The 18,762-nt window shown below is 72.8% G+C and carries 19 protein-coding genes and 1 pseudogene; 9 read left to right on the top strand and 11 right to left on the bottom strand.

Going from position 1 to position 18,762, the window contains the following annotated elements; translation table 11 throughout:
• The first annotated feature begins 20 nt into the window (after nucleotides 1–20).
• Both ABZW11_RS16250 and ABZW11_RS16245 read left to right on the top strand, forming a co-directional pair.
• Nucleotides 21–557, top strand: a complete 537-nt coding sequence (locus ABZW11_RS16250) for a flavoprotein (RefSeq protein WP_355417366.1) — start codon at nucleotides 21–23, stop codon at nucleotides 555–557.
• The gene (locus tag ABZW11_RS16245) at nucleotides 554–1,489 is read left to right on the top strand and encodes a serine hydrolase (RefSeq protein ID WP_355417363.1); all 936 of its coding nucleotides are present in this window, start codon (nucleotides 554–556) and stop codon (nucleotides 1,487–1,489) included. Before ABZW11_RS16250 ends, ABZW11_RS16245 begins: the two co-directional genes overlap by 4 nt.
• 7 nt (nucleotides 1,490–1,496) lie before the next feature.
• On the opposite strand, the gene ABZW11_RS16240 is transcribed toward ABZW11_RS16245, so the two are convergent.
• Nucleotides 1,497–2,366 carry a LysR substrate-binding domain-containing protein gene (locus ABZW11_RS16240; protein ID WP_355417360.1) on the bottom strand — a complete coding sequence of 290 codons (870 nt, stop codon included), beginning with the start codon at nucleotides 2,364–2,366 and terminating at the stop codon, nucleotides 1,497–1,499.
• Nucleotides 2,367–2,437: 71 nt separating this feature from the next.
• Between ABZW11_RS16240 and dapA the strand changes: the two genes are divergently transcribed.
• Together dapA and ABZW11_RS16230 are read left to right on the top strand one after the other, a co-directional pair.
• Entirely contained in the window at nucleotides 2,438–3,307 is an 870-nt protein-coding gene (gene dapA / locus ABZW11_RS16235; RefSeq protein WP_355417357.1) for a 4-hydroxy-tetrahydrodipicolinate synthase, read from the top strand.
• A 146-nt stretch (nucleotides 3,308–3,453) separates the two neighbouring features.
• Nucleotides 3,454–5,091, top strand: a complete 1,638-nt coding sequence (locus ABZW11_RS16230; RefSeq protein ID WP_355417354.1) for a TlrC/CarA/OleB/SrmB family ABC-F type ribosomal protection protein — start codon at nucleotides 3,454–3,456, stop codon at nucleotides 5,089–5,091.
• 63 nt (nucleotides 5,092–5,154) lie between these two features.
• On the opposite strand, the pseudogene ABZW11_RS16225 reads toward ABZW11_RS16230, so the two are convergent.
• Nucleotides 5,155–8,070: pseudogene (locus ABZW11_RS16225) on the bottom strand (AAA family ATPase); the annotation flags it as partial.
• A gap of 74 nt (nucleotides 8,071–8,144) precedes the next feature.
• Here ABZW11_RS16225 and ABZW11_RS16220 point away from each other — a divergent pair.
• Nucleotides 8,145–9,068, top strand: a complete 924-nt coding sequence (locus ABZW11_RS16220) for an NADP-dependent oxidoreductase (RefSeq protein WP_355417351.1) — start codon at nucleotides 8,145–8,147, stop codon at nucleotides 9,066–9,068.
• Nucleotides 9,069–9,135: 67 nt separating this feature from the next.
• On the opposite strand, the gene ABZW11_RS16215 is transcribed toward ABZW11_RS16220, so the two are convergent.
• Together ABZW11_RS16215 and ABZW11_RS16210 are read right to left on the bottom strand one after the other, a co-directional pair.
• Nucleotides 9,136–10,065 (bottom strand): aminoglycoside phosphotransferase family protein, encoded by a 930-nt coding sequence (locus ABZW11_RS16215; RefSeq protein ID WP_355417348.1) that lies wholly within the window; start codon nucleotides 10,063–10,065, stop codon nucleotides 9,136–9,138.
• A gap of 9 nt (nucleotides 10,066–10,074) precedes the next feature.
• The gene (locus ABZW11_RS16210) at nucleotides 10,075–10,953 is read right to left on the bottom strand and encodes a 1,4-dihydroxy-2-naphthoyl-CoA synthase (RefSeq protein ID WP_345392905.1); all 879 of its coding nucleotides are present in this window, start codon (nucleotides 10,951–10,953) and stop codon (nucleotides 10,075–10,077) included.
• A 65-nt stretch (nucleotides 10,954–11,018) separates the two neighbouring features.
• Here ABZW11_RS16210 and ABZW11_RS16205 point away from each other — a divergent pair, with 65 nt between their 5' ends.
• Nucleotides 11,019–11,201 carry a hypothetical protein gene (locus tag ABZW11_RS16205; protein ID WP_355417344.1) on the top strand — a complete coding sequence of 61 codons (183 nt, stop codon included), beginning with the start codon at nucleotides 11,019–11,021 and terminating at the stop codon, nucleotides 11,199–11,201.
• Between the two features lie 16 nt (nucleotides 11,202–11,217).
• Here the strand turns inward: ABZW11_RS16205 and ABZW11_RS16200 are convergent, their stop codons facing one another.
• Nucleotides 11,218–11,550 carry a metalloregulator ArsR/SmtB family transcription factor gene (locus ABZW11_RS16200; RefSeq protein ID WP_043615149.1) on the bottom strand — a complete coding sequence of 111 codons (333 nt, stop codon included), beginning with the start codon at nucleotides 11,548–11,550 and terminating at the stop codon, nucleotides 11,218–11,220.
• Between the two features lie 86 nt (nucleotides 11,551–11,636).
• Here ABZW11_RS16200 and ABZW11_RS16195 point away from each other — a divergent pair, with 86 nt between their 5' ends.
• Nucleotides 11,637–11,807 (top strand): DUF3073 domain-containing protein, encoded by a 171-nt coding sequence (locus ABZW11_RS16195; protein WP_355417341.1) that lies wholly within the window; start codon nucleotides 11,637–11,639, stop codon nucleotides 11,805–11,807.
• A gap of 69 nt (nucleotides 11,808–11,876) precedes the next feature.
• Here the strand turns inward: ABZW11_RS16195 and ABZW11_RS16190 are convergent, their stop codons facing one another.
• The 5 genes from ABZW11_RS16190 to ABZW11_RS16170 form a co-directional block, all read right to left on the bottom strand.
• The gene (locus ABZW11_RS16190; RefSeq protein WP_355417338.1) at nucleotides 11,877–13,277 is read right to left on the bottom strand and encodes an LCP family protein; all 1,401 of its coding nucleotides are present in this window, start codon (nucleotides 13,275–13,277) and stop codon (nucleotides 11,877–11,879) included.
• Between the two features lie 93 nt (nucleotides 13,278–13,370).
• Nucleotides 13,371–13,637 (bottom strand): DUF6510 family protein, encoded by a 267-nt coding sequence (locus ABZW11_RS16185; protein WP_345392893.1) that lies wholly within the window; start codon nucleotides 13,635–13,637, stop codon nucleotides 13,371–13,373.
• 1 nt (nucleotide 13,638) lies between these two features.
• Nucleotides 13,639–14,367 carry a ferredoxin reductase gene (locus tag ABZW11_RS16180; RefSeq protein ID WP_355417334.1) on the bottom strand — a complete coding sequence of 243 codons (729 nt, stop codon included), beginning with the start codon at nucleotides 14,365–14,367 and terminating at the stop codon, nucleotides 13,639–13,641.
• 1 nt (nucleotide 14,368) lies between these two features.
• On the bottom strand, nucleotides 14,369–14,968 hold the full coding sequence (locus ABZW11_RS16175) for a sulfite oxidase-like oxidoreductase (RefSeq protein WP_355417331.1): 600 nt from the start codon (nucleotides 14,966–14,968) through the stop codon (nucleotides 14,369–14,371).
• A gap of 98 nt (nucleotides 14,969–15,066) precedes the next feature.
• Entirely contained in the window at nucleotides 15,067–15,546 is a 480-nt protein-coding gene (locus ABZW11_RS16170; protein WP_355417328.1) for an MSMEG_6728 family protein, read from the bottom strand.
• Nucleotides 15,547–15,619: 73 nt separating this feature from the next.
• On the opposite strand from ABZW11_RS16170, the gene ABZW11_RS16165 reads away from it, so the two are divergent.
• On the top strand, nucleotides 15,620–17,908 hold the full coding sequence (locus ABZW11_RS16165; RefSeq protein ID WP_355417325.1) for a xanthine dehydrogenase family protein molybdopterin-binding subunit: 2,289 nt from the start codon (nucleotides 15,620–15,622) through the stop codon (nucleotides 17,906–17,908).
• 27 nt (nucleotides 17,909–17,935) lie between these two features.
• Here the strand turns inward: ABZW11_RS16165 and ABZW11_RS16160 are convergent, their stop codons facing one another.
• A complete protein-coding gene (locus ABZW11_RS16160; RefSeq protein WP_355417322.1) occupies nucleotides 17,936–18,097 on the bottom strand; it encodes a hypothetical protein in 162 nt (53 codons plus the stop codon).
• A 246-nt stretch (nucleotides 18,098–18,343) separates the two neighbouring features.
• On the opposite strand from ABZW11_RS16160, the gene ABZW11_RS16155 reads away from it, so the two are divergent.
• Entirely contained in the window at nucleotides 18,344–18,760 is a 417-nt protein-coding gene (locus ABZW11_RS16155) for an ATP-binding protein (RefSeq protein ID WP_355417319.1), read from the top strand.
• Nucleotides 18,761–18,762 lie beyond the last annotated feature (2 nt).

The raw sequence follows: 18,762 nt of genomic DNA, 5'->3' as shown, positions 1-18,762 counted from the left end.
AAATAGGGGATGCTGGCGTGGTGCGCGTGCTCTACCTCGTCGTCTGCGCCGCCGGTGCCGCCGCTGACGTGGGCCGGTTCGTCACCCTGGCGCAGGACGACGGGTGGGTGGTGCAGGTCGTGGCGACGCCGTCGGCGCTCGACTTCATCGACGTCCCCGCACTCGAACGGCAGACCGGCCGGCCCGTGCGCAGCCGCTACCGCAAGCCCCATGAGCCGAAGCCGCCCAGGGCCGACGCGTTCGTGGTGGCGCCGGCGACGTACAACACGATCAACAAGTTCGCCCAGGGCATCGCCGACACGTACGCGCTGGGCGTGCTGGCCGAGGCGCCCGGGCTGGGCATCCCCGTGGTCGTGCTGCCGTTCGTGAACGAGGCGCTGTCGGCGCGCACCGCGTACCGGCGCAGCCTGCGCGACCTGCGGGCCGACGGCGTGCGCGTCGTCCTCGGCCCGGACGGCGACCACGGCGGTGACCACGGCGGTGACCACGGCGGCGACCCGTGGCGGCGGGCGCTGGCCGAGCTGCGTGCGGCGACCGCGGGTTCTCTGGAGGGATGAGGGTGGGGCTGACCGAGCGGGTGGCTGCGGTGCTGGAGGCCGGGCGGGCGCCGGGACTGCACGGGCTCGTCGTGCTGCGGGACGGGCAGGTCGTGCTCGAACGCTACGGCGCGGGCCCCGACCATCGGCTGGACGAGCCCCTCGGGCACGTCGTCTTCGACCGCGACACCCTGCACGACCTGCGCTCGGTGTCCAAGAGCGTGGTCGGGCTGGTGTACGGCATCGCGCTGCGCGAAGGGCTGGTGCCCGAGGTGGGGGCGTCGCTGCTCGCCTCGTTCCCCGAGTGCCCGCCCGCCGGGCGCGAGCACCTGACGATCGAGCACGCCCTGACCATGACGCTCGGCCTCGACTGGAACGAGGACGCCCCCTACACCAGCGCGGCCAACAGCGAGATCGCCATGGAACTGGCCCGCGACCGGCACCGGTACGTGCTGGAGCGGCCCGTCGTCGAGGCGGCGGGCAAGCGGTGGCACTACTGCGGTGGGGCGAGCGCGCTCATCGGCGAGATCATCACCAGGGGTGCGGGGCGGCCGCTCGACGAGTACGCCGCCGACCGGCTCTTCGGCCCGCTCGGCATCACCCGCTACGAGTGGTCCAGGGGCGACGACGGCGTCACCAGGGCCGCGTCCGGGCTGCGGCTGCGTCCGGTGGACCTGGCCGCGATCGGGCAGCTCGTGCTCGACGGCGGCCGCGACATCGTGCCCCGCTCCTGGATCGAGGAGACCCTGCGCCCCCGGGTCGCCCTCGACGCCGGCACCCGCTACGGCTACCAGTGGTACCTCCACGACGGCCAGGCCCAGGCCATCGGCAACGGTGGCCAGCGCCTCCTCATCGCCCCGGACGACCGGTTGGTGGTGGCGGTGACGGCCGGCGAGTACGACCGAGAGCAGTCGAGCGCCGAAGCGGCCCTGGACGCCGTACTCGGCCGCTGACGCCTCCTCAGAGGGGGAGGGTTGTGGTGGCGGTGCGGAAGGAGGCCACCGCTGCCCTGATCGCGGGGTGGGCGCTGTTGCCGCGTCTGAACGCTGCCAGAGTGCGGCGGCTCAGGTCCAGGCGGGTGAGGGTCACGCCGTCCGGCGGGGTGGTGGCGGCCAGGTGGGGGACGAGGGCGACGCCCTGGCCTGCGGCGGCGAAGGCCAGGACGGTGTCGAAGTCGTCGATGTGGTGGCGGACGCGCGGCTCGAAGCCGGCCGCCTGGCAGGCCCTGATCGCCATCGTGTGGCAGAGCGTGCCGGGCTTGCCGGTGATCCAGGCGTCGGTGCGGGCGGCGGCGATCGAGGGCCGGTCAGTCAGGTACATCGGCTCGCTGAACAGCGGTTCCGTCTCGATGGACGCGTCGGTGACGGGCGGGACGAAGTCGTACTCGTGGACGAGCGCCACGTCCAGCTCACCGGCCCGCAGCGCGGCGGAGACGTCCGCCGGGTCGATCTCCGAGACCATCGGCTCCAGCCGGGGATGCGCGCCGGCCAGCTCGGCGAGGGCGGGCGGGAGCAGCACGCGGGCGGCGGTCGGGAACGCGCCGATCCGCAGCGCCCCTGCAGGGCCGCCCTTCACGGCGGCGAGCGCGGCCGAGGCGCGTTCGAGCTGCTCCAGGACGGCGTCGGCGTGCTCGACGAGCAGCCGCCCCGCCGGGGTCAGCGCCACCGTACGGCCGGTGCGCTCCAGCAGCGGCACGCCGGCCTCCCGCTCCAGCGCGCCGAGGTGCTGTGAGACGGCGGACGGGGTGAACGTGACCGCCTCGGCGACGGCGGCGATGGTGCCGCGCCGGGCGAGTTCGCGGAGCAGGCGGAGCTTGCGCGGATCGAGCATAAGTTCAGCTTAAGCTCGAAGTCAGAAATCCGTGCTGGACCTAACGGGTCGGCGCGCGGCAGGCTCGAAGCATGCTGACAGGAATCCACGTACCGCTGATCACTCCCTTCGACGCCGCCGGCGCGGTGGCCGTGGACGCCGTCGAGAAGCTCGGCAGGCACATGCTCGACGAGGGCGCGTCCGGGCTGGTCGCGCTGGGCACCACCGGCGAGGTGGCGGCGCTCACCCCAGAAGAGCGGGCGCGGGTCATCGAGGCGTGCGCGCGGGTCTGCGCCGAGCGGCAGGCGCCGCTGACCGTGGGGGTCACCGGCAACGACACGCGGACGACGGCGGCGGCCCTGCGGGAGCTGCCCGCCGGGGTGAGCGCGGCGCTGGTCACCGTGCCGTATTTCCTGCGCCCTGGCGAGCGCGGCGTCGTCGCGCACTTCGAGGCGCTGGCCGAGGAGTCGCCGGTGCCGCTGGTGATCTACCACATCCCCTACCGCACCGGGCAGGCCGTGAGCGCCGCCACGCTGCGGCGGCTCGCCGCGCATCCGAGGATCGCCGGGGTCAAGTACGCGACGGGCGGCGTCGATCAGGACGCCATCGACCTGGTGGGCGACGTGCCCGATGGCTTCGCGGTGCTGGGCGGCGACGACGCGGTCATCTCGCCGCTGCTGGCGCTGGGCACGGCGGGCGGCATCCTGGCCTCCGCGCACCTGGAGACCAGGAGCTTCGCCGACCTGGCCGACGCCTGGCACGCCGGGGACGTCGTGCGCGCCCGCGACCTCGGGCGGCGGCTGGCCCGGCTGTCGGCGGCGCTGTTCGCCGAGCCCAACCCGACCGTCATCAAGGGCGTGCTGCACGCGCAGGGGCTGATCCCGACGCCGGACGTACGCCTGCCGCTGCTGCCCGCCGCCGAGGAGACGGTCTCCCGCGCACTGGCCGCGCTGAAGGCTTGACCGATAAGCGGGTATCGGGCTAGGTTCTTCCCCTAATGGGAACTCTGTGATCTTCGCCCCTGGGGCGCACGCGCGTCGAGCCTGAGCTCCGCCCGTGCCGCCCCGCATCGGTCATCTTCCATGCCGATCAAAGGGGAACGCGCTTCATGCGTACCGCTGCCCAAGCCCAACTGACTTTTCACGACATCACCAAGCGTTACGACACCCGGGTCGTCCTCGACCGGGTCTCCTTCACCGTCAGCCCCGGCGAGCGGATCGGGGTCATCGGGGACAACGGAGCAGGCAAGTCCACGCTGCTCAAGCTCATGGCGGGCGCCGAACGGCCGGACAACGGCGACCTGACCGTCGTCGCGCCGGGCGGCGTCGGATACCTGCCGCAGTCTCTGGAGCTGCCGCCGGACGCGACCGTGGCCGACGCGATCGACCGTACGCTCGCCGACCTGCGCGACCTGGAGGCCAGGATCAGCGAGGCCGGGCACGCGCTGGCCGCCGGCGGTTCCGCCATGGACGCCTACGCCCGGCTGGTCGCAAAGTTCGAGGCGCGCGGCGGGTACGAGGCCGACGCGCGGGTGGACGCCGCGCTGCACGGGCTCGGGCTGCCGGGGCTCGACCGGTCCCGGCCGGTGGCCACGCTGTCCGGGGGCGAGCGCTCCCGGCTGGCGCTGGCCGCCACGCTGGCCGCCGATCCCGAGCTGCTCCTGCTGGACGAGCCCACCAACGACCTGGACGACCGGGCCGTGGCCTGGCTCGAACAGCGCCTTCGCGCCCACCGGGGCACGGTCGTGGCGATCACCCACGACCGGATGTTCCTGGAGCGGGTGACCTCCACCGTCCTGGAGGTCGGCGAGGGACGGGTGCGCCGCTACGGCGACGGGTACGACGGCTACCTCGCCGCCAAGGCCGCCGAGCGGGCGGCGCGGCTGCGGGCGTACGAGGAGTGGCGCCAGGAGCTGGCCCGCCACTCCGCGCTGGTCGCCGCCAACGTCGGACGGCTGGCCGCGGTGCCGCGCAAGCTGACCCTGGCGAGCATGGGCACCGGCGCGTGGCGCGCACGCTCCCGCACGCACGGCGCCGCGGGCCGCGTCCGGCAGGCGCAGCAGCGGGTGCAGCGCCTCACCGCCAACCCGCTGACCCCACCCCCCGACCCCCTGCGCTTCACCACCGTCCCCTCGACCACCGTCGCGCCCGCGGCTGCGGGGACGGTCCGACCCGCTGCGGTGGTGGCGCTCGATGGGGTGGAGGTGGTGGGGCGGCTGCGGCTGGACGCCCTCACCGTGCGGGCCGGCGAGCGGCTGCTCGTCACCGGGCCGAACGGGGCGGGCAAGAGCACGCTCATGCGTGTCCTGGCCGGGGAGCTGCGGCCGGACGCCGGGACGGTCGTGCGCACGGGCCGGGCCGGCCTCCTGCGCCAGGACGAGGCGGCCGGGCCGCCGGAGCGCACCCTGCTGGCCGGCTACGCGCACGGGCGGCCCGGGTCGCTGGACGAGCACGCGGACGCGCTGCTGGCCCTGGGGCTGTTCCGGCCCGCGGACCTGCGGCTGCGCCTGGGCGAGCTGTCGTACGGGCAGCGCCGCAGGGTCGAGCTGGCCCGCCTGGTCAGCGACCCTGTTGACCTGCTGCTGCTCGACGAGCCGACCAACCACCTGTCGCCCGACCTCGTCGAGCAGCTCGAAGAGGCGCTGGCCTCCTACGCGGGCGCGCTGGTGATCGTCACCCACGACCGCCGCCTGCGCGCCACCTTCACCGGCCGCCACCTGGAGCTCCGCAACGGCGCCCCAGCCTGACCCACGGCCGGCCGGCCCGCCGGCCCGCCACCCGCCCGGCCGCGGACCAGCAGCCGGGCGGGGTCAGTGGCCTGACTCTCTGATGGCGGTGCCCACCTGGCCCACTCGGTCGGCCAGCAGGCCGAGGGCGCCTACGGCGCGGGTCATCGGGTCGTCCTCGGCGCCGCCCAGTGCCTTGTCCCTCAGGTAGGCGGCCTTCACCGCGGCCCATCGTTCCGCCTGGGCGGGGGTCAGCCGGTCGCGGAGTTCGGCCAGTTTGAGGAGGTTGGCTTCGGCGTCGGTGGTCAGCGTATGGGCCTCGCCCAGGTAGTGGTCGTCGATCAGGGCTTCCAGCTCGGCGTCGTTCAACGCGGGGACGATGCGCTCGGCCAGCTTGTTCATGTTCCGGTACGACCCCTGCAGCCGGTACGGCGGCTCCGTGCGCGCCGCGTCCGACTGCCCGGCCGAGGCGATGTAGGCCCGGTTGCTGGCCAGCACCACCTCCTGGACGCGCACCAGCTTGGCGAGCACGCCCAGGATCCGCTCCAGCTCGGGCTCGGTGTACGGATGCGCGAGCTGGTCAGGCCGGACGGCGGTGTCGCCCTTGGCCAGGCGTACGAGCAGCTCGACGTCGGAGCGGTCGCGGCCGGAGAGGGGCGCGAGCACCGGGTTGGAGGTGAGGGCGTTGTCGATGTAGCTCAGCGCGAACAGCTCCTCGCGTCCGGCCAGCACGTCGCCCAGGTTCCACACGTCGGCCCGGTTGGCGAGCATGTCGGGGATGCGGAAGCGCTGCCCCGACTCGGTGTACGGGTTGCCCGCCATGCACACCGCGAACCGCTTGCCGCGCAGGTCATAGGTGCGGGTCCGCCCGTTCCAGACGCCCTCGATGCGGCGCTGGGCGTCGCACAGCGAGATGAACTTCTGCAGCAGCTCGGGCGAGGTGTGCTGGATGTCGTCCAGGTAGAGCAGGGTGTTGTTGCCGCTCTCCAGCGCGAACGAGATCTTCTCGACTTCCTGCCTGGCCGTGGCGTCGGGCGCGTCGGCGGGGTCGAGCGAGGTCACCGCGTGGCCCAGGGCGGGGCCGTTGACCTTGACGAAGACCAGGCCGAGGCGGCTCGCCACGTACTCCATGAGGGTGGTCTTGCCGTAGCCGGGCGGCGAGATGAGCAGCAGCAGGCCGTTCTGGTCGGTGCGCTTGCCCGCGCCCGTCGCCCCGAGCTGCTTGGCCAGGTTGTCGCCGATGAGCGGCAGATAGACCTCGTCCAGCAGCCGGTTGCGGACGAAGGCGCTCATGACCTTCGGCTTGTACTCGTCGAGACGCAGGCGGCGGCGCTCGGCCTCGACCAGCTCGCTCCGGCGCCGCTGGTAGGCGCGGAAGGCCGGCACCCGCTCGGCCGCGAACCGCCGGATGCGCGGCAGGATCTCGTCCAGCCGCAGCTCCAGCGCGCGGTCCCGGATGCGGGGGTGGGTGCCGAGCAGCCCGCGTACGGTCTCGGCGGTGGCGGCGCTGGAGTCGTGGCGGGGCAGGTCGCACAGCAGCACGGCGACGGCCTCGGGCAGCTCGGGGCCCTGGCGGTAGGCGGTGAGCCAGGCGCGGGCGAGCTGGAGGCGTTCGGGGAGCGGGAGTGCTTTGAGGTCGTCCTCGAACTCGCGGTTCTTGGCCGGGCCGAGCTCGTGCCGGAACCCGTCGAGCAGGTCGCGCGCCGCCTTCCCGGTCACGAAACCGGCCGGCGTCCCGCCCAGCTCCTCCACGAGGTACTCGCCGGCGAGCCGCGCGATCCCCTCCTGATCGGAGGCTCCGGCTTGCCCGGAGGGGGTGGGGGTGCCGGCCTGTCCGGGGTGAGCGGCGTTGTCCCCGATGAAGCGGGCGATGGCCCTGCCCAGTTCCTCGGCCAGCTCGGTCACGGCGGGTGCGGCGCCGAAGAGTTCCCGCGCGCGCACCAGCGACACGGCCCGGGTGGCCAATGTTTTACGTGAAACGTCGTCGGTCCCGAAGGCCCAGAAGAGCTGCGCCGCCGCCCGTACCTCCGCCGGATGGCGCAGCAGTCCGGCCCCCTTGCGCAGCCGGACGAGCGTGTCGAGGATGAGCGTGGCGTCGTGGTCGTGGACGCCGCGCTCGTACCCCTCGTCGTAGCGCGACTCGGCGGCCTGCCTGACCAGGTCGGCCGGCGGCGCTCCGGCCGTGACGCCGTCGAGCAGGGAGACGGCGAGGTACTCCGCGCGGTACACCTCCGGTGTCTCCGAGACCAGCGACTGCTCCCAGAACGGCCGGGTGTCGGCGAACGACTCGGGCACGGGAGCCCGGTAGTCGGTGCCCGTGATGGCGAAGAACATCGAGCCGTCGTGGGGCACCAGCGTCAGGTCGATCGGCTGGGTGTTGACCGCGAAGCGGTGGTGGCCGAGGCGCAGCGTCTCGCCGCCGTCGTCGTACAGGTCGAGGCGGTCGCGCAGGGCCCGTCCCGCCTCCTGCTGCGCCGACTTCACCCGGCCTTCGAGCTCCTCCGCCCGTACGGCGTCGCCCAGCTCCCGCAGCTCACCGGCCGCCGAGCGGACCCGCGACACCATCGGGTCGGTGGCGAAGTAGGTGTTGACCTCGTCGAGCGACCCCAGCGTGCCGAGCCGCCTGGTGACGCCGGCCAGCACCCGTTCGGCGGAGGCGAAGACGCGGTCGGCGCGCCTGGCCAGCTCGTCGAGCTGGGTCTGCTTGCGGGCGGAGAACGCCTCGTAGACGTCGTCGCGCTTGGCGGCGAGCTGCGCCGCGAAGTCGTCGAACTCGCCGAAGCGCGACTCAAGGGTCTCGACCTGCAGCATCAGCCGGCCGAGCTGCTCGTCGCACCGCGCGGGCGTGTCGGCCATCGCGAGCGCGCCGGTGACGGCCTGCCCGAGCAGCGCGAACTCGGCGGCGAACGCGGCCCTGCCCTCCGCGCCGAGCAGCTCGCGGCGGCGGCCGTCGAGCACGGCCCGCGCCCGGTTCACGCCCCCGAACACCTCGGCGATGCGGCGAGCAAAGGGAAAAGTTCCCGAGTCGATATGGTGTTGACCTCAAGCCAAGTTGAGGTAGCAGGCTTGATCGCATGAGCGATCTGATGAGAGCGGCCGCCTTCACGGAAACGGGCGGACCGGAAGTGCTGAAGGTGATGGAGTTGCCCGCTCCCCAGGCGGGGCCCGGCCAGGTGCGGGTCCGGGTGCGGGCCGCGGGCGTGCAGCCGTTCGACACGGCCATCCGGGCGGGCTGGATGCCCGGCTACCTCGATGACATCCCCTTCCCGCGCGTTCCAGGCAACGAGTTCGCCGGCGTGATCGACCAGGTCGGGCCGGACGTGACCGGGTTCTCGGCGGGCGCCGAGGTGCTCGGGTTCAACGTGCTCAACTGCTGCGCCGAGTACGTCGTGGTGCCGGCCGCCAACGTGACGCCCAAGCCGGCCGGAGTGCCGTGGGAGGTGGCGGGGAGCCTCACCGCCGGGGTGCAGACGGCCGAGATGGCGCTCGACAACCTCGGGCTGGCCGCCGGCGAGACGCTGCTCGTGCATGCGGCGGCGGGCGGTGTGGGCACGGCGGTGGTGCAGATCGCCAGGCGGCGCGGAGCCACCGTGATCGGCACCGCCCGCGAGGCCAACCACGACTACCTGCGTGAGCTGGGGGCGATCCCCGTCACCTACGGAGAGGGGCTGGCCGACCGGGTCCGCGCGCTCGCGCCCGGCGGGGTGGACGCCGCCCTCGACGGGGCCGGCGGGCACGCGCTTGAGGTCTCGCTCGACCTGGTCGCCGACCGGCGGCGCATCGTCACCATGGTCGAGCACGACAAGGCCGGCGCGCTCGGCGTGCGGCTGGTGCAGGGGGAGCGCTCGGCCGAGCGGCTCGGGCGGTACGCGCGGCTGTACGCGGAAGGGTCCTTCTCCTGGCGGGTGCGGCGGGCGTACCGGCTGGAGGAGGCGGCGGCGGCGCATCGCGACGTCGAGGGCCGCCACGGCGCGGGCAAGGTCGTCATCACGCTCTGACGCCGCCATGGGGTGGCGGCCGGCAGGCGTTCGAGGGTGGATGGAGTGTCTCTGGTCGCTCGGCCGGTCACCAGCGCGTGTGCACGGCCTCGGCGATCGTGAGCTGGACGTCGTCCAGTTCGCGATCGCCTTCGCGGACCAGCCAGAGGCAGTTCTGCAGCACCCGGCCGAGCGTCCAGCCGGCCGCCCTCCGCCGGTCGGCCCCGAGTCCTTCGGTCATGAGGTCGAAGCGGCGCAGCGTCTCCCTGCGTACGTCACCGGTCGCCACCGCCTCGTCCCACCGGTTCCACAGGGCGGGCAGCAGCTCGAAGCCTGGATCGCCGGCCAGCGGCTTCGGGTCGATGACCAGCCACGGCTCCCGGTCGGCGGCCAGCACGTTGGCGTAGTGCAGGTCCCAGTGCAGCAGCCGGTCACGATGCCCGCCCGCCAGCTCGGGGGTCAGCTCGGCGACCGCGCCGGCGCACCGCCGCAACCAGGCTCGGTCCCGCTCGCGGGGCAACGCGGCGACGGCCGCGTCCACCTCGTCCAGCATGCGCCACGCGATGTCCTCCAGCCGCCGCGACCCGGACGCCGGGGCGGGGTAGGAGGAGAGGCGGCCCAGGAGGGCGGTGAGGGTCTCCAGGGCCGTGGTCACGTCTTGGACGTCCTGCAGGGAGCGGCGGGCGTGCAGGCGTTCGAGGAGCAGAGTGCCGGTCCCGGGGTCGGCGGCGAGGAGGCGTACGGCGCCGTCGCCCGCCCACGTACGCAGCGCCAGCGCCTCGTCGGCGGTCTCCTCCGTGACGGGCTGGAGCTTGAGCGCCGCCCGCGTCCCGTCGGCCCGCACCACGGGCAGCACGAGCGCCACGATGCCGTGGCTGGGCTCGCCGTCAGGCCGCAGCTCCCACTCGTCGAGGAAGCGCCCTGCCAGCCCGGGCAGCGCGGCCACCCAGGCGGGCCCCGCGTCGTCCGCGTGACGCAGGTGCGAGGCGGTCAGCGCGGCGGGCACCGTGATGCGCATGGCCCCGGGTCAGTAGTGCCAGGGGTAGGGCGACCAGTCGGGCTCGCGCTTCTCCAGGAACGCGTCGCGGCCCTCGGCCGCCTCGTCCGTCATGTACGCCAGCCGCGTCGCCTCGCCCGCGAACAGCTGCTGCCCCACCAGCCCGTCGTCCACGGCGTTGAAGGCGTACTTGAGCATGCGCTGCGCGGTCGGCGACTTGCCGTTGACCTTGCGGGCCCACTCCAGCGCGGTCGCCTCCAGCTCCGCGTGCGGCACCACGGCGTTGACCATGCCCATGCGGTGGGCGTCGGCCGCGCTGTAGGTCTCGCCGAGGAAGAAGATCTCGCGGGCGAACTTCTGCCCGACCTGCCGGGCGAGGTACGCCGAGCCGTAGCCGCCGTCGAAGCTGGCGACGTCGGAGTCGGTCTGCTTGAAGCGGGCGTGCTCGGCGCTGGCGAGCGTGAGGTCGGCGACGACGTGCAGGCTGTGCCCGCCGCCCGCGGCCCACCCCGGCACGACGCAGATGACGACCTTCGGCATGAACCGGATGAGCCGCTGCACCTCAAGGATGTGCAGGCGGCCGGTGGAGGGGGTGCCGTCGGCGTACTGGTAGCCGTCCTTGCCCCTGATGCGCTGGTCGCCGCCGGAGCAGAAGGCCCAGCCGCCGTCCTTGGGCGAGGGGCCGTTGCCGGTCAGCAGCACGCAGCCGACGTCGGTGGTCTGCCGGGCGTGGTCGAGGGCGCGGTAGAGCTCGTCCACGGTCTGGGGCCTGAAGGCGTTGCGCACCTCGGGCCGGTTGAACGCGACGCGCACGGTGCCGTGGTCGACGGCCCGGTGGTAGGTGATGTCGGTGAAGTCGAAGCCCTCGACGGGCTGCCACGCCTTGGGATCGAACAACTCGGAGACCATGGCCGAGAGCCTAACCGATCTGGTTCTCCGCCCATTCGGCCCACTCGCGCTTCATCCGGCTCAACGTGGTGCTCACCACGGCCTGGGCGGTGACCTTCACCGTCGCCGCCATCGCCCTGACCGTGGTGCTGCACGTCTCCCTTCACGCGACGGCGACGGTGGTCGCCGTCAAGGTGCTCTCGTTCGTGGTGCCCGCCGCCTTCACCGCGTGGTACCCGAACCACGTGCGGCGGGTGCCTGCCAGGTGACCTGCCAGGTGACCTGCTAGGTGACCTCGGCGCGCAGCTCCGCGAGCAGCTCCCCCTGGTCGGCCAGCATGTCGGTGAGGATGCGTCGGGCGGCGCCCAGCAGGTCGGCGAGCTCGGGCGTGGCCAGCGTGTAGACCACGGTGCTGCCCTCGCGGATCGCACTCACGATGCCGGCCCTGCGCAGGACGGCGAGCTGCTGGGAGAGGCTCGAGGCCTCGATGTCGATCTGGGCCAGCAGGTCCCTGACGGGCAGTGGCCCTTCCTGGAGTAGCTCCAACACTCGGATGCGAGCGGGGTGGCCGAGCGTTCGGAAGAAGTCGGCCTTGGCCTGATAGACCTCCACGTGCATAGGTTCAGAGTAATCCAGTTCAGTTGCATAATTCTTCAAGTCGCTATGTTGTTGGATAGCATGACAGCGGGGACTAGGGAGTAGCCATGGGCCGAGGAAGAGCCAAGGCGAAGCAGACGAAGGTCGCTCGCCAGCTGAAGTACGCCAACCACAACATCGACTACGACCGGCTGCGCGAGGAGCTGGGCGCCAACACGCGACGCGAGGAGATCTACCCGCCTACGCCGTCGGAGCAGGAGTCCGAACGCGGGCGTTGACCAGGGGCCCGCTGCGCGGATCGCCGGAGCCTTGAGCTCCGGCGACCCCCATGACGCCGCGTCCGCCGGTCAGGTGGCGCAGGTGTCGTGTGTGGCGTCGAAACCCTTGAGCGCCTCGGTGTCGCCCGCCCGCAGCGGCTTGAGCCCCTGCCAGTCGTCGCCGATGACCAGCACCAACCGGCTCGTACGCGCCGCCGCCAGCTCCTTCGGCCGGCTCTTGAGCACGTCCTTGGACAGGGTGGGCACCCGGGTCTCGCCGTTGGGCCCGTAGAAGACGGTGGTCTGCTTCTGCGGCTTGCGGGCGGTGTCGCCGATCTTGGCGATGTGGTAGCCGCGCTGTTCGAGGGCGGCGGCCACCTCGGTCGCCAGCCCCGTACGCCAGGTGCCGTTGCGCAGCTCGATCTGGATCTTCGAGCGGGCCACCTTCTCCTGGCCGCCCTTGACGCCTTCGACGCTCTCGTCCTTGGCGACGATCTGGAACAACGTGCGCGCCTGCGGCTGCACCCACTCCACGCGGCCCGGCTGGGTGAGCGAGTAGTGCCACGGGGTGGTGATGAAGCGGATCTTGCCGACGTCGATGCCCTGGAGGCTGGTGGCGAGGTCCTTCATGACGCCGAGGGTCAGGCCGCGGTCGGTGGTGACGGCCTGGGTGGCAGCGTCGAGGATGGCGAGCAGCCTGGCGGGGTCGGTGAGCGTCTCGCCGCTCAGCACCTTCTTCACCATCGAGGCGATGAACATCTGCTGCCGCTGGATGCGCCCGATGTCGGAGCCGTCGCCGAGGCTGTAGCGGGCGCGTACGTAGCCGAGCGCCTGCTCGCCGTTGAGGCTCTGCCGTCCGGCGGGCAGGTGCAGCAGCGCCTTCTTGTCGTCGACCGGCTCGGGCAGGCACACCTCGACGCCGCCGACGGCGTTGACGATGCCCTTGAAGCCGGTGAAGTCGACCTTCACGAAGTGGTCGATGTGGATGCCGGTGAGCGACTCGATCGTCTTCCAGGTGCAGCCGATGCCGCCGGAGTTGAACGACTCGTTGATCATGCCGAGGTGGGCCTGCTGGCCGGGGAAGGCGCCGGTGGCCCGGCAGGCGGGCAGCTGGACGAGCGAGTCGCGCGGGAAGCTGATCACCATCGCGTTGTCCCGCCGCGACGACACGTGGACCAGCATGATCGTGTCGGTGCGCTCGCCGGCGACCCGGCCGTACTTGGCGTTCTTGCCATTGCGCTGGTCGGAGCCGACGACCAGGAGGTTCATCGCGGTGCCTGCCACCTTGGGCGGGCGGGTGGCGCCGAGGTCGTCGGCGGTGAGGTCGGTGTGCTTGACGTTGCCGGTCAGCCGGGCGAAGACGCCCACCGCCACCCCGACGACGAGGAGCACGACGACCACGCTGATCGTGATGACCCAGCGCAACCAGTGGCGGCGCCGCCGCGGAGTGCGGTGACCGGACGGTGGCACCTCGACAAGCCCGCTGCTCACGTGACTTCCCCCTAGACCGGGGCCGAGGGTAGCCGCCCGTGGCCAAGAGCCTCGCCGTACAGATCTCGGCCGGTGAACAGTGCCAGAGTGTACTCAGTCAGGCACGCTCATGCGCAGGGATACGCTGCCTCGCAGGTCGAGCCAGGCGGTGCCGGGGCCGCGCACCAGCCTGAGCACCACCTCGTCGCAGCCGGGGCAGCGGGCGACCAGGCCGGGCTCCGGCCCGTACACGCGCAGTGACGCCACCGGCCCGGTGAGGCCGCAGCTCGCGCAGCGGCCGGTCGCGGAGACCACGTCCACCGCGAAGATCTCGCCCAGCGGGCCGGCCAGCGCGTTGCCGTCGAGGTGTTCCGCCGTCATGTCAGCCTCCGGTGGGACCGAATCGTTCGGTTCTGATGCGCTCGGGGGCGTGGCCGAGCGCGAGCAGCAGGTCGGCCGCCGCCTCCACGAACCCCGTCGGCCCGCACACGTAGCAGTCGGGCTCGAACGTGGCCGGCCAGCCGCCCTCGGCCAGGTCGTCCAGCATGATGCGGCGGGCGGGGCGGGACGCGCCGCCGGGGGCCGAGCGGGTGTAGAGGTAGGAGACGTCGAGGCCGGGGTCGGGGCTGCGCAGCTCGTCGGCGTAGTAGCGGCGGTCGGGCGCGCGCAGGGAGTACACCAGCCTGAACGGCACGCGGCTGCCCGCCTGCCGGCGCGCCCTGATCATCGCCATCAGCGGCACGATGCCCGACCCGCCGCCGACCAGCAGCACCGGCGGCTTGCTCTCCGTACGCCAGACGAACCAGCCGCCCACCGGGCCGCGGATCTCGACCTGGTCGCCGACCTCCATCACCTCGGTCAGGTACGGGGACACCTCGCCGTCGGGCACGCTCTCGACCGTCAGCTCGATCATGTCGCCGTCGGCCGGCGCGGCCAGCGAGTAGCTGCGCTGCGTGGTGTAGCCGTCCTCGGCCGTCAGCCGGACGTCCACGTGCTGGCCCGCCAGATGCCCTGGCCAGTCGGGCACCCGGAGGCGCAGCGTGCGCGCGCTCGGGGTCTCGGCCGTGGCGGCGACCAGCTCGGCCGGCCGCCAGACGAGGCGGCGGCGCACCTCAGTCGCCCTCGTAGCGCTGCTCGCGCCACGGGTTGCCGTAGTTGTGGTAGCCGGCGGTCTCCCAGAAGCCCGGCCAGTCCTCGTTGAGCAGGCGGATGCCGCGTACCCACTTGGCGGACTTCCAGAAGTACAGGTGCGGCACGATCAGCCGGGCGGGGCCGCCGTGGCGGGGCTCCAGCTCCTCGCCGTCGAAGCGGTGCACGATCCACGCCTTGCCGTCGAGCAGGTCCTCGACCGGCAGGTTCGTGGTGTAGCCGCCGTAGGAGTAGACCACGGCGTACTCGGCGGCCGACTCGACGTCCTCGAAGAGCACGTCCAGCGAGACGCCCTCCCACGTGGTGTCGAGCTTCGACCACTTCGTCACGCAGTGGATGTCGACGGTCGGCGTCCCGGTGGGCAGCCGCATGAACTCCGGCCACGACCAGCGGTGGGTCTGCCCGTCCTCGGTGTCGATGGCGAACTCCCACCGGTCGAGCGGGATCCGCGGCGTCGGGCCGGCCGACAGCACGGGGAAGTCCTCGACCAGATATTGGCCGGGCGGCAGCCGCTCGCTCTCGTCCCTGCGTCTACCTGTGAAACCGCGCGAAATGATGGCCACGTCCGCCTCCCGAGGCCATTTCACCACGATCCACCCCGATGATCGCCGGCGACGCGCGGGCTCGGGGCGCGGGCTCGGGCGCGGGCTCGGGCGCGGGGTCAGGGTGCGGGGTCGGGCAGGCGGTCGGAGCGCGGCCACACGTAGGGGAGGTCGTCCGGCTCGTCGCCGAAGACCGGCCGGTAGAAGTCCGGGTCCTTGCGCAGCAGCGCCGAGCGGTGGCTGAGGTGCAGCGCCTCGTCGCCGAGCCAGGGCGGCAACTCGCCGGCCGCCGCCAGCTCGCTCTGGTCGCGTACGCCCGGCCTGCCCAGATGCGCGGCCAGCTCGGTCGTCATCGTGCCCGCGCACGTGTCGGAGCGGTCCAAGGAGCACCAGCGCACGCACACTTCGAGGCCGTAGCGGACGAGCGCCTCCGCGTAGCCGGTCCACATCTTGACGACGGGGTGGTGGCGCCAGCCGTAGCCGGGGACGGTGAGGGCGCGCAGCACCTGGAGCGCCTCGACGCGCTGCTTGCCCAGCCGCAGCGGGTCAAGAACCGCCGCCGATGCCGCGAAATCCGGATAAGGCAGGAATGTTTGCATCGGTCCCCCCGCTGACATGCCCCTTCTCGCGGATCGTATAGACCGGCCGCCGCCCGGCGCTCACAATCAGCGCATGGGAGACGCCTATGTCGGTGCTCGGACGCCGCGACGGGAAGACGCCAGGCTACTCACCGGAAAGGGACGCTACGTCGGCGCGGTGCGCCTGCCCGGCACGCTCCACGCGTACGTGCTGCGCAGCCCCATCGCCCACGGCCGGTTCCTCGGCTGCGACGCCAAGGCGGTCAGGGCCCTGGAGGGGGTGATCGACGTCATCACCTCCGAGGAGGCCGCCGGCCTGCGCCTGCCCTGCGTCAGCGTGACGCCGGGGCAGGGCCTCGACTCCTACCCGGTGCTCGACGACACGATCAGGTACGCGGGCCAGCCGCTCGCCGTCGTCGTCGCCCGTACGCCGGAGGCCGCCAGGGACGCCGCCGACCTCCTCGACCCCCACCTCGACGAGCAGCCCGCCGTCGTCGGCGTCGAACGCGCCCTGGAGGACGACGCGCCCGCCATCTACCCCGAGCTGGGCGGCAACGTGCTCGCCGACTACACCGTGGGCGACGACGACTGCCGGGCCGCCGTGGACGGGGCCGCGCACGTCGTCGAGATGACGTTCAGGATGGGCCGGGTCTCGCCGTACCCGATGGAGCCGCGCGGCGTGGTGGCCGCGTACGACGGCGACGAGCTGACCGTGCACATCTCCTCCCAGGCGCCCCACCACGTCCGCGAGCACCTGGCCGACGCGTTCGGCATGGTCCACGACCGGGTACGCGTGATCAGCCGCGACACCGGCGGCGGCTTCGGCGGCAAGGAGCACGTCTATCCGGACGAGGCGCTGATCTGCCTGGCCGCGATGCGCACCGGCCGCCCGGTGAGCTGGACGGAGTCGCCGGGCGACCGGGTGATCGCCACGCTGCCCGCCCGGCAGGCCGTGCACCGGGCGCGGCTGGCGCTCGACGACGACGGGCGCTTCGTCGCGATGTACGTGGACGTGCTCGGCGACCTCGGCGCCCATCCGTCGAACGTGGGCTGCTCGACGTTCGCGGTGACGGCCACGCTGCTGCCGGGGCCGTACCGGTTCGACCGGTTCGCCGTCCGCGTGCGCGGCGTCCTCACCACGACCACCCCGACCGGGTCCTACCGCGGCTTCGGCCAGCCCGAGGCCACCCTGACCAGGGAACGGCTGATCGACGAGGCGGCCCGCAGGCTCGGCATCGACCGCGTCGAGCTGCGGCTGCGCAACATGTACCGGCCGGACGAGCTGCCCTGCACGACGCGGGTGTACCAGACGTACGACTCGGGCGACTACCCGCTCGCCCTGAGCACGGTGAAGGACCTGGTCAGGCCGGTCGTGAAGGACGACGGGCGCAGGCGCGGCATCGGCTACTCCTGCCACGTCGAGTCCACCGGCATGGGCCCCTCGATGGACATGAAGGCCATCGGCATGCTGGCCGCCGGCTACGAGAGCGCCGTGCTGCGCATGGACCAGGACGCCTCCGTGGTCGTCACCTCGGGCGTCGTCTCGATCGGCCAGGGCATCGAGACGACGCTGGCCCAGCTCGCCGCCGACCGCATGGGCGTGCCCATCGAATCCGTACGGGTGGTGCTCGGCGACACGGCGGCGACCCCGTACTCGTCGGTCGGGTCGGTGGCCAGCCGGTCCCTGCCGATCGGCGGCGGCGCGCTCACCCGGGCCGCCGACCGGTTGCGCGGCAAGCTGCTGGCCATCGCTGCGCACCGGCTCGAAGCGGCCGCCGACGACCTGGAGATCGCCGACGGCGCCGTGCGGGTGAAGGGCGACCCGCGGGCCGCGCTGACGCTGCGCGAGCTTGCCACCTCGGCCTGGCGCGGCTGGGACCTGCCCGACGGCATGCAGCCCGGCCTGGAGGAGCGGGTCAGCTACGACCCGCCCGCCTACACGTTCGCGTACGGCGCGCACGCGGCGGCCGTGGCCGTCGATCCCGAGACCGGGGCCGTCGAGGTCGAGGGCTACTGGGTGGTCAACGACTCCGGCGTGCTGGTCAACCCCACCGTCGTCGAGGGGCAGCTGCGCGGCGCCGTGGCGCAGGGCATCGGGCAGGCGCTGACCGAGGAGATCGCCTACACCGAGGAGGGGCAGCCGATCACCGAGTACCTGCTGCCCACGACGCGCGAGATACCCGACATCGAGGTCGTGATGATGGAGACGCCGTCGCCGGTGACGCCCGGTGGCATGAAGGGCGCCGGTGAGGCCGGGACGATCGGGCCGCCCGCGGCCGTCGCCAACGCGGTCGCCGACGCCCTCCCGGAGATCGCCGGCGCGATCACCCAGGTCCCGCTCACCCCGTCCTCCGTCTGGTCCCTGCTGCGGCAGGCGCGTTAGGAGCTCTCGGCCGGGGACGGGCTGCCGTCAGGCCGCCGGGGACGGGCCGCCGATGAGGTCTTCCAGGGCCTTGCCCGACTCCGACAGCGCCCGCTCCAGCGCCTGCCGGCCGGCCGGCTTGTGCTCGGCCTCCGGCCGCTTGCGGCGCTTGGCGTCGTTCTTGGGTGCGTTGTGGTCTGCACTGCTCATGCGGGTGTGCGTACCCGGCCTGACGCCGCCGTGCGCGGCGACAGGCGAATCCCTGCCGATTTCTCCCCGAAACTTTGACCCGTTGCGGCCTTTCATACGTACACGTTTCGACGGCCGTGTACGTCAACCCCTAGGCAGGCCCTCTTGTTGAGCGACACGCGCGTCAGCCGCCCCTCAGCATCGGAAAGAGACGCCATGACCAGGCTGCGATCGACTCGCCGGAGCCGTCAGCAGTATGCGTGGCCGTTGCGCGAGGACGCACGGACGGCCGGCCACGCCCGAGCCCTCATGCGGGACCGGCTGGCGGAACTCGCCCTCCCTCCTTCCCTGGTGGACGACGCGGTGCTCATGGTGAGCGAGCTCGTCACCAACGCCCTCATGTACGGCGACGACCCGTACGAGCTGCTGCTCCTGGTGGACCTCAGAGAGGTCATGTGCGTCGTCGTGGACGGCAGCCCCCTGCTGCCCGCGCCCGCGCCGCACGACCTCGCCGCCGAGCACGGGCGGGGCCTGCGCATCGTGGCGCGGCTGTCCGACGGCTTCTACGGCTGCCATCCCCAGCGCTACGTCACCCGGCCCGACCTGGTCGGCAAGGCCACCTGGTTCGCGATCCCGCGCCAGGGGGCGGCGGGCAACGTCGTACCGATCAGGGCGGGGCTCTGACG

This window comes from Nonomuraea sp. NPDC004580, assembly GCF_040609855.1.
Classification (GTDB): domain Bacteria; phylum Actinomycetota; class Actinomycetes; order Streptosporangiales; family Streptosporangiaceae; genus Nonomuraea; species Nonomuraea salmonea.
Note: the sequence above shows the minus strand (reverse complement) of the source record. Positions and strands in the feature narration are given on the sequence as shown.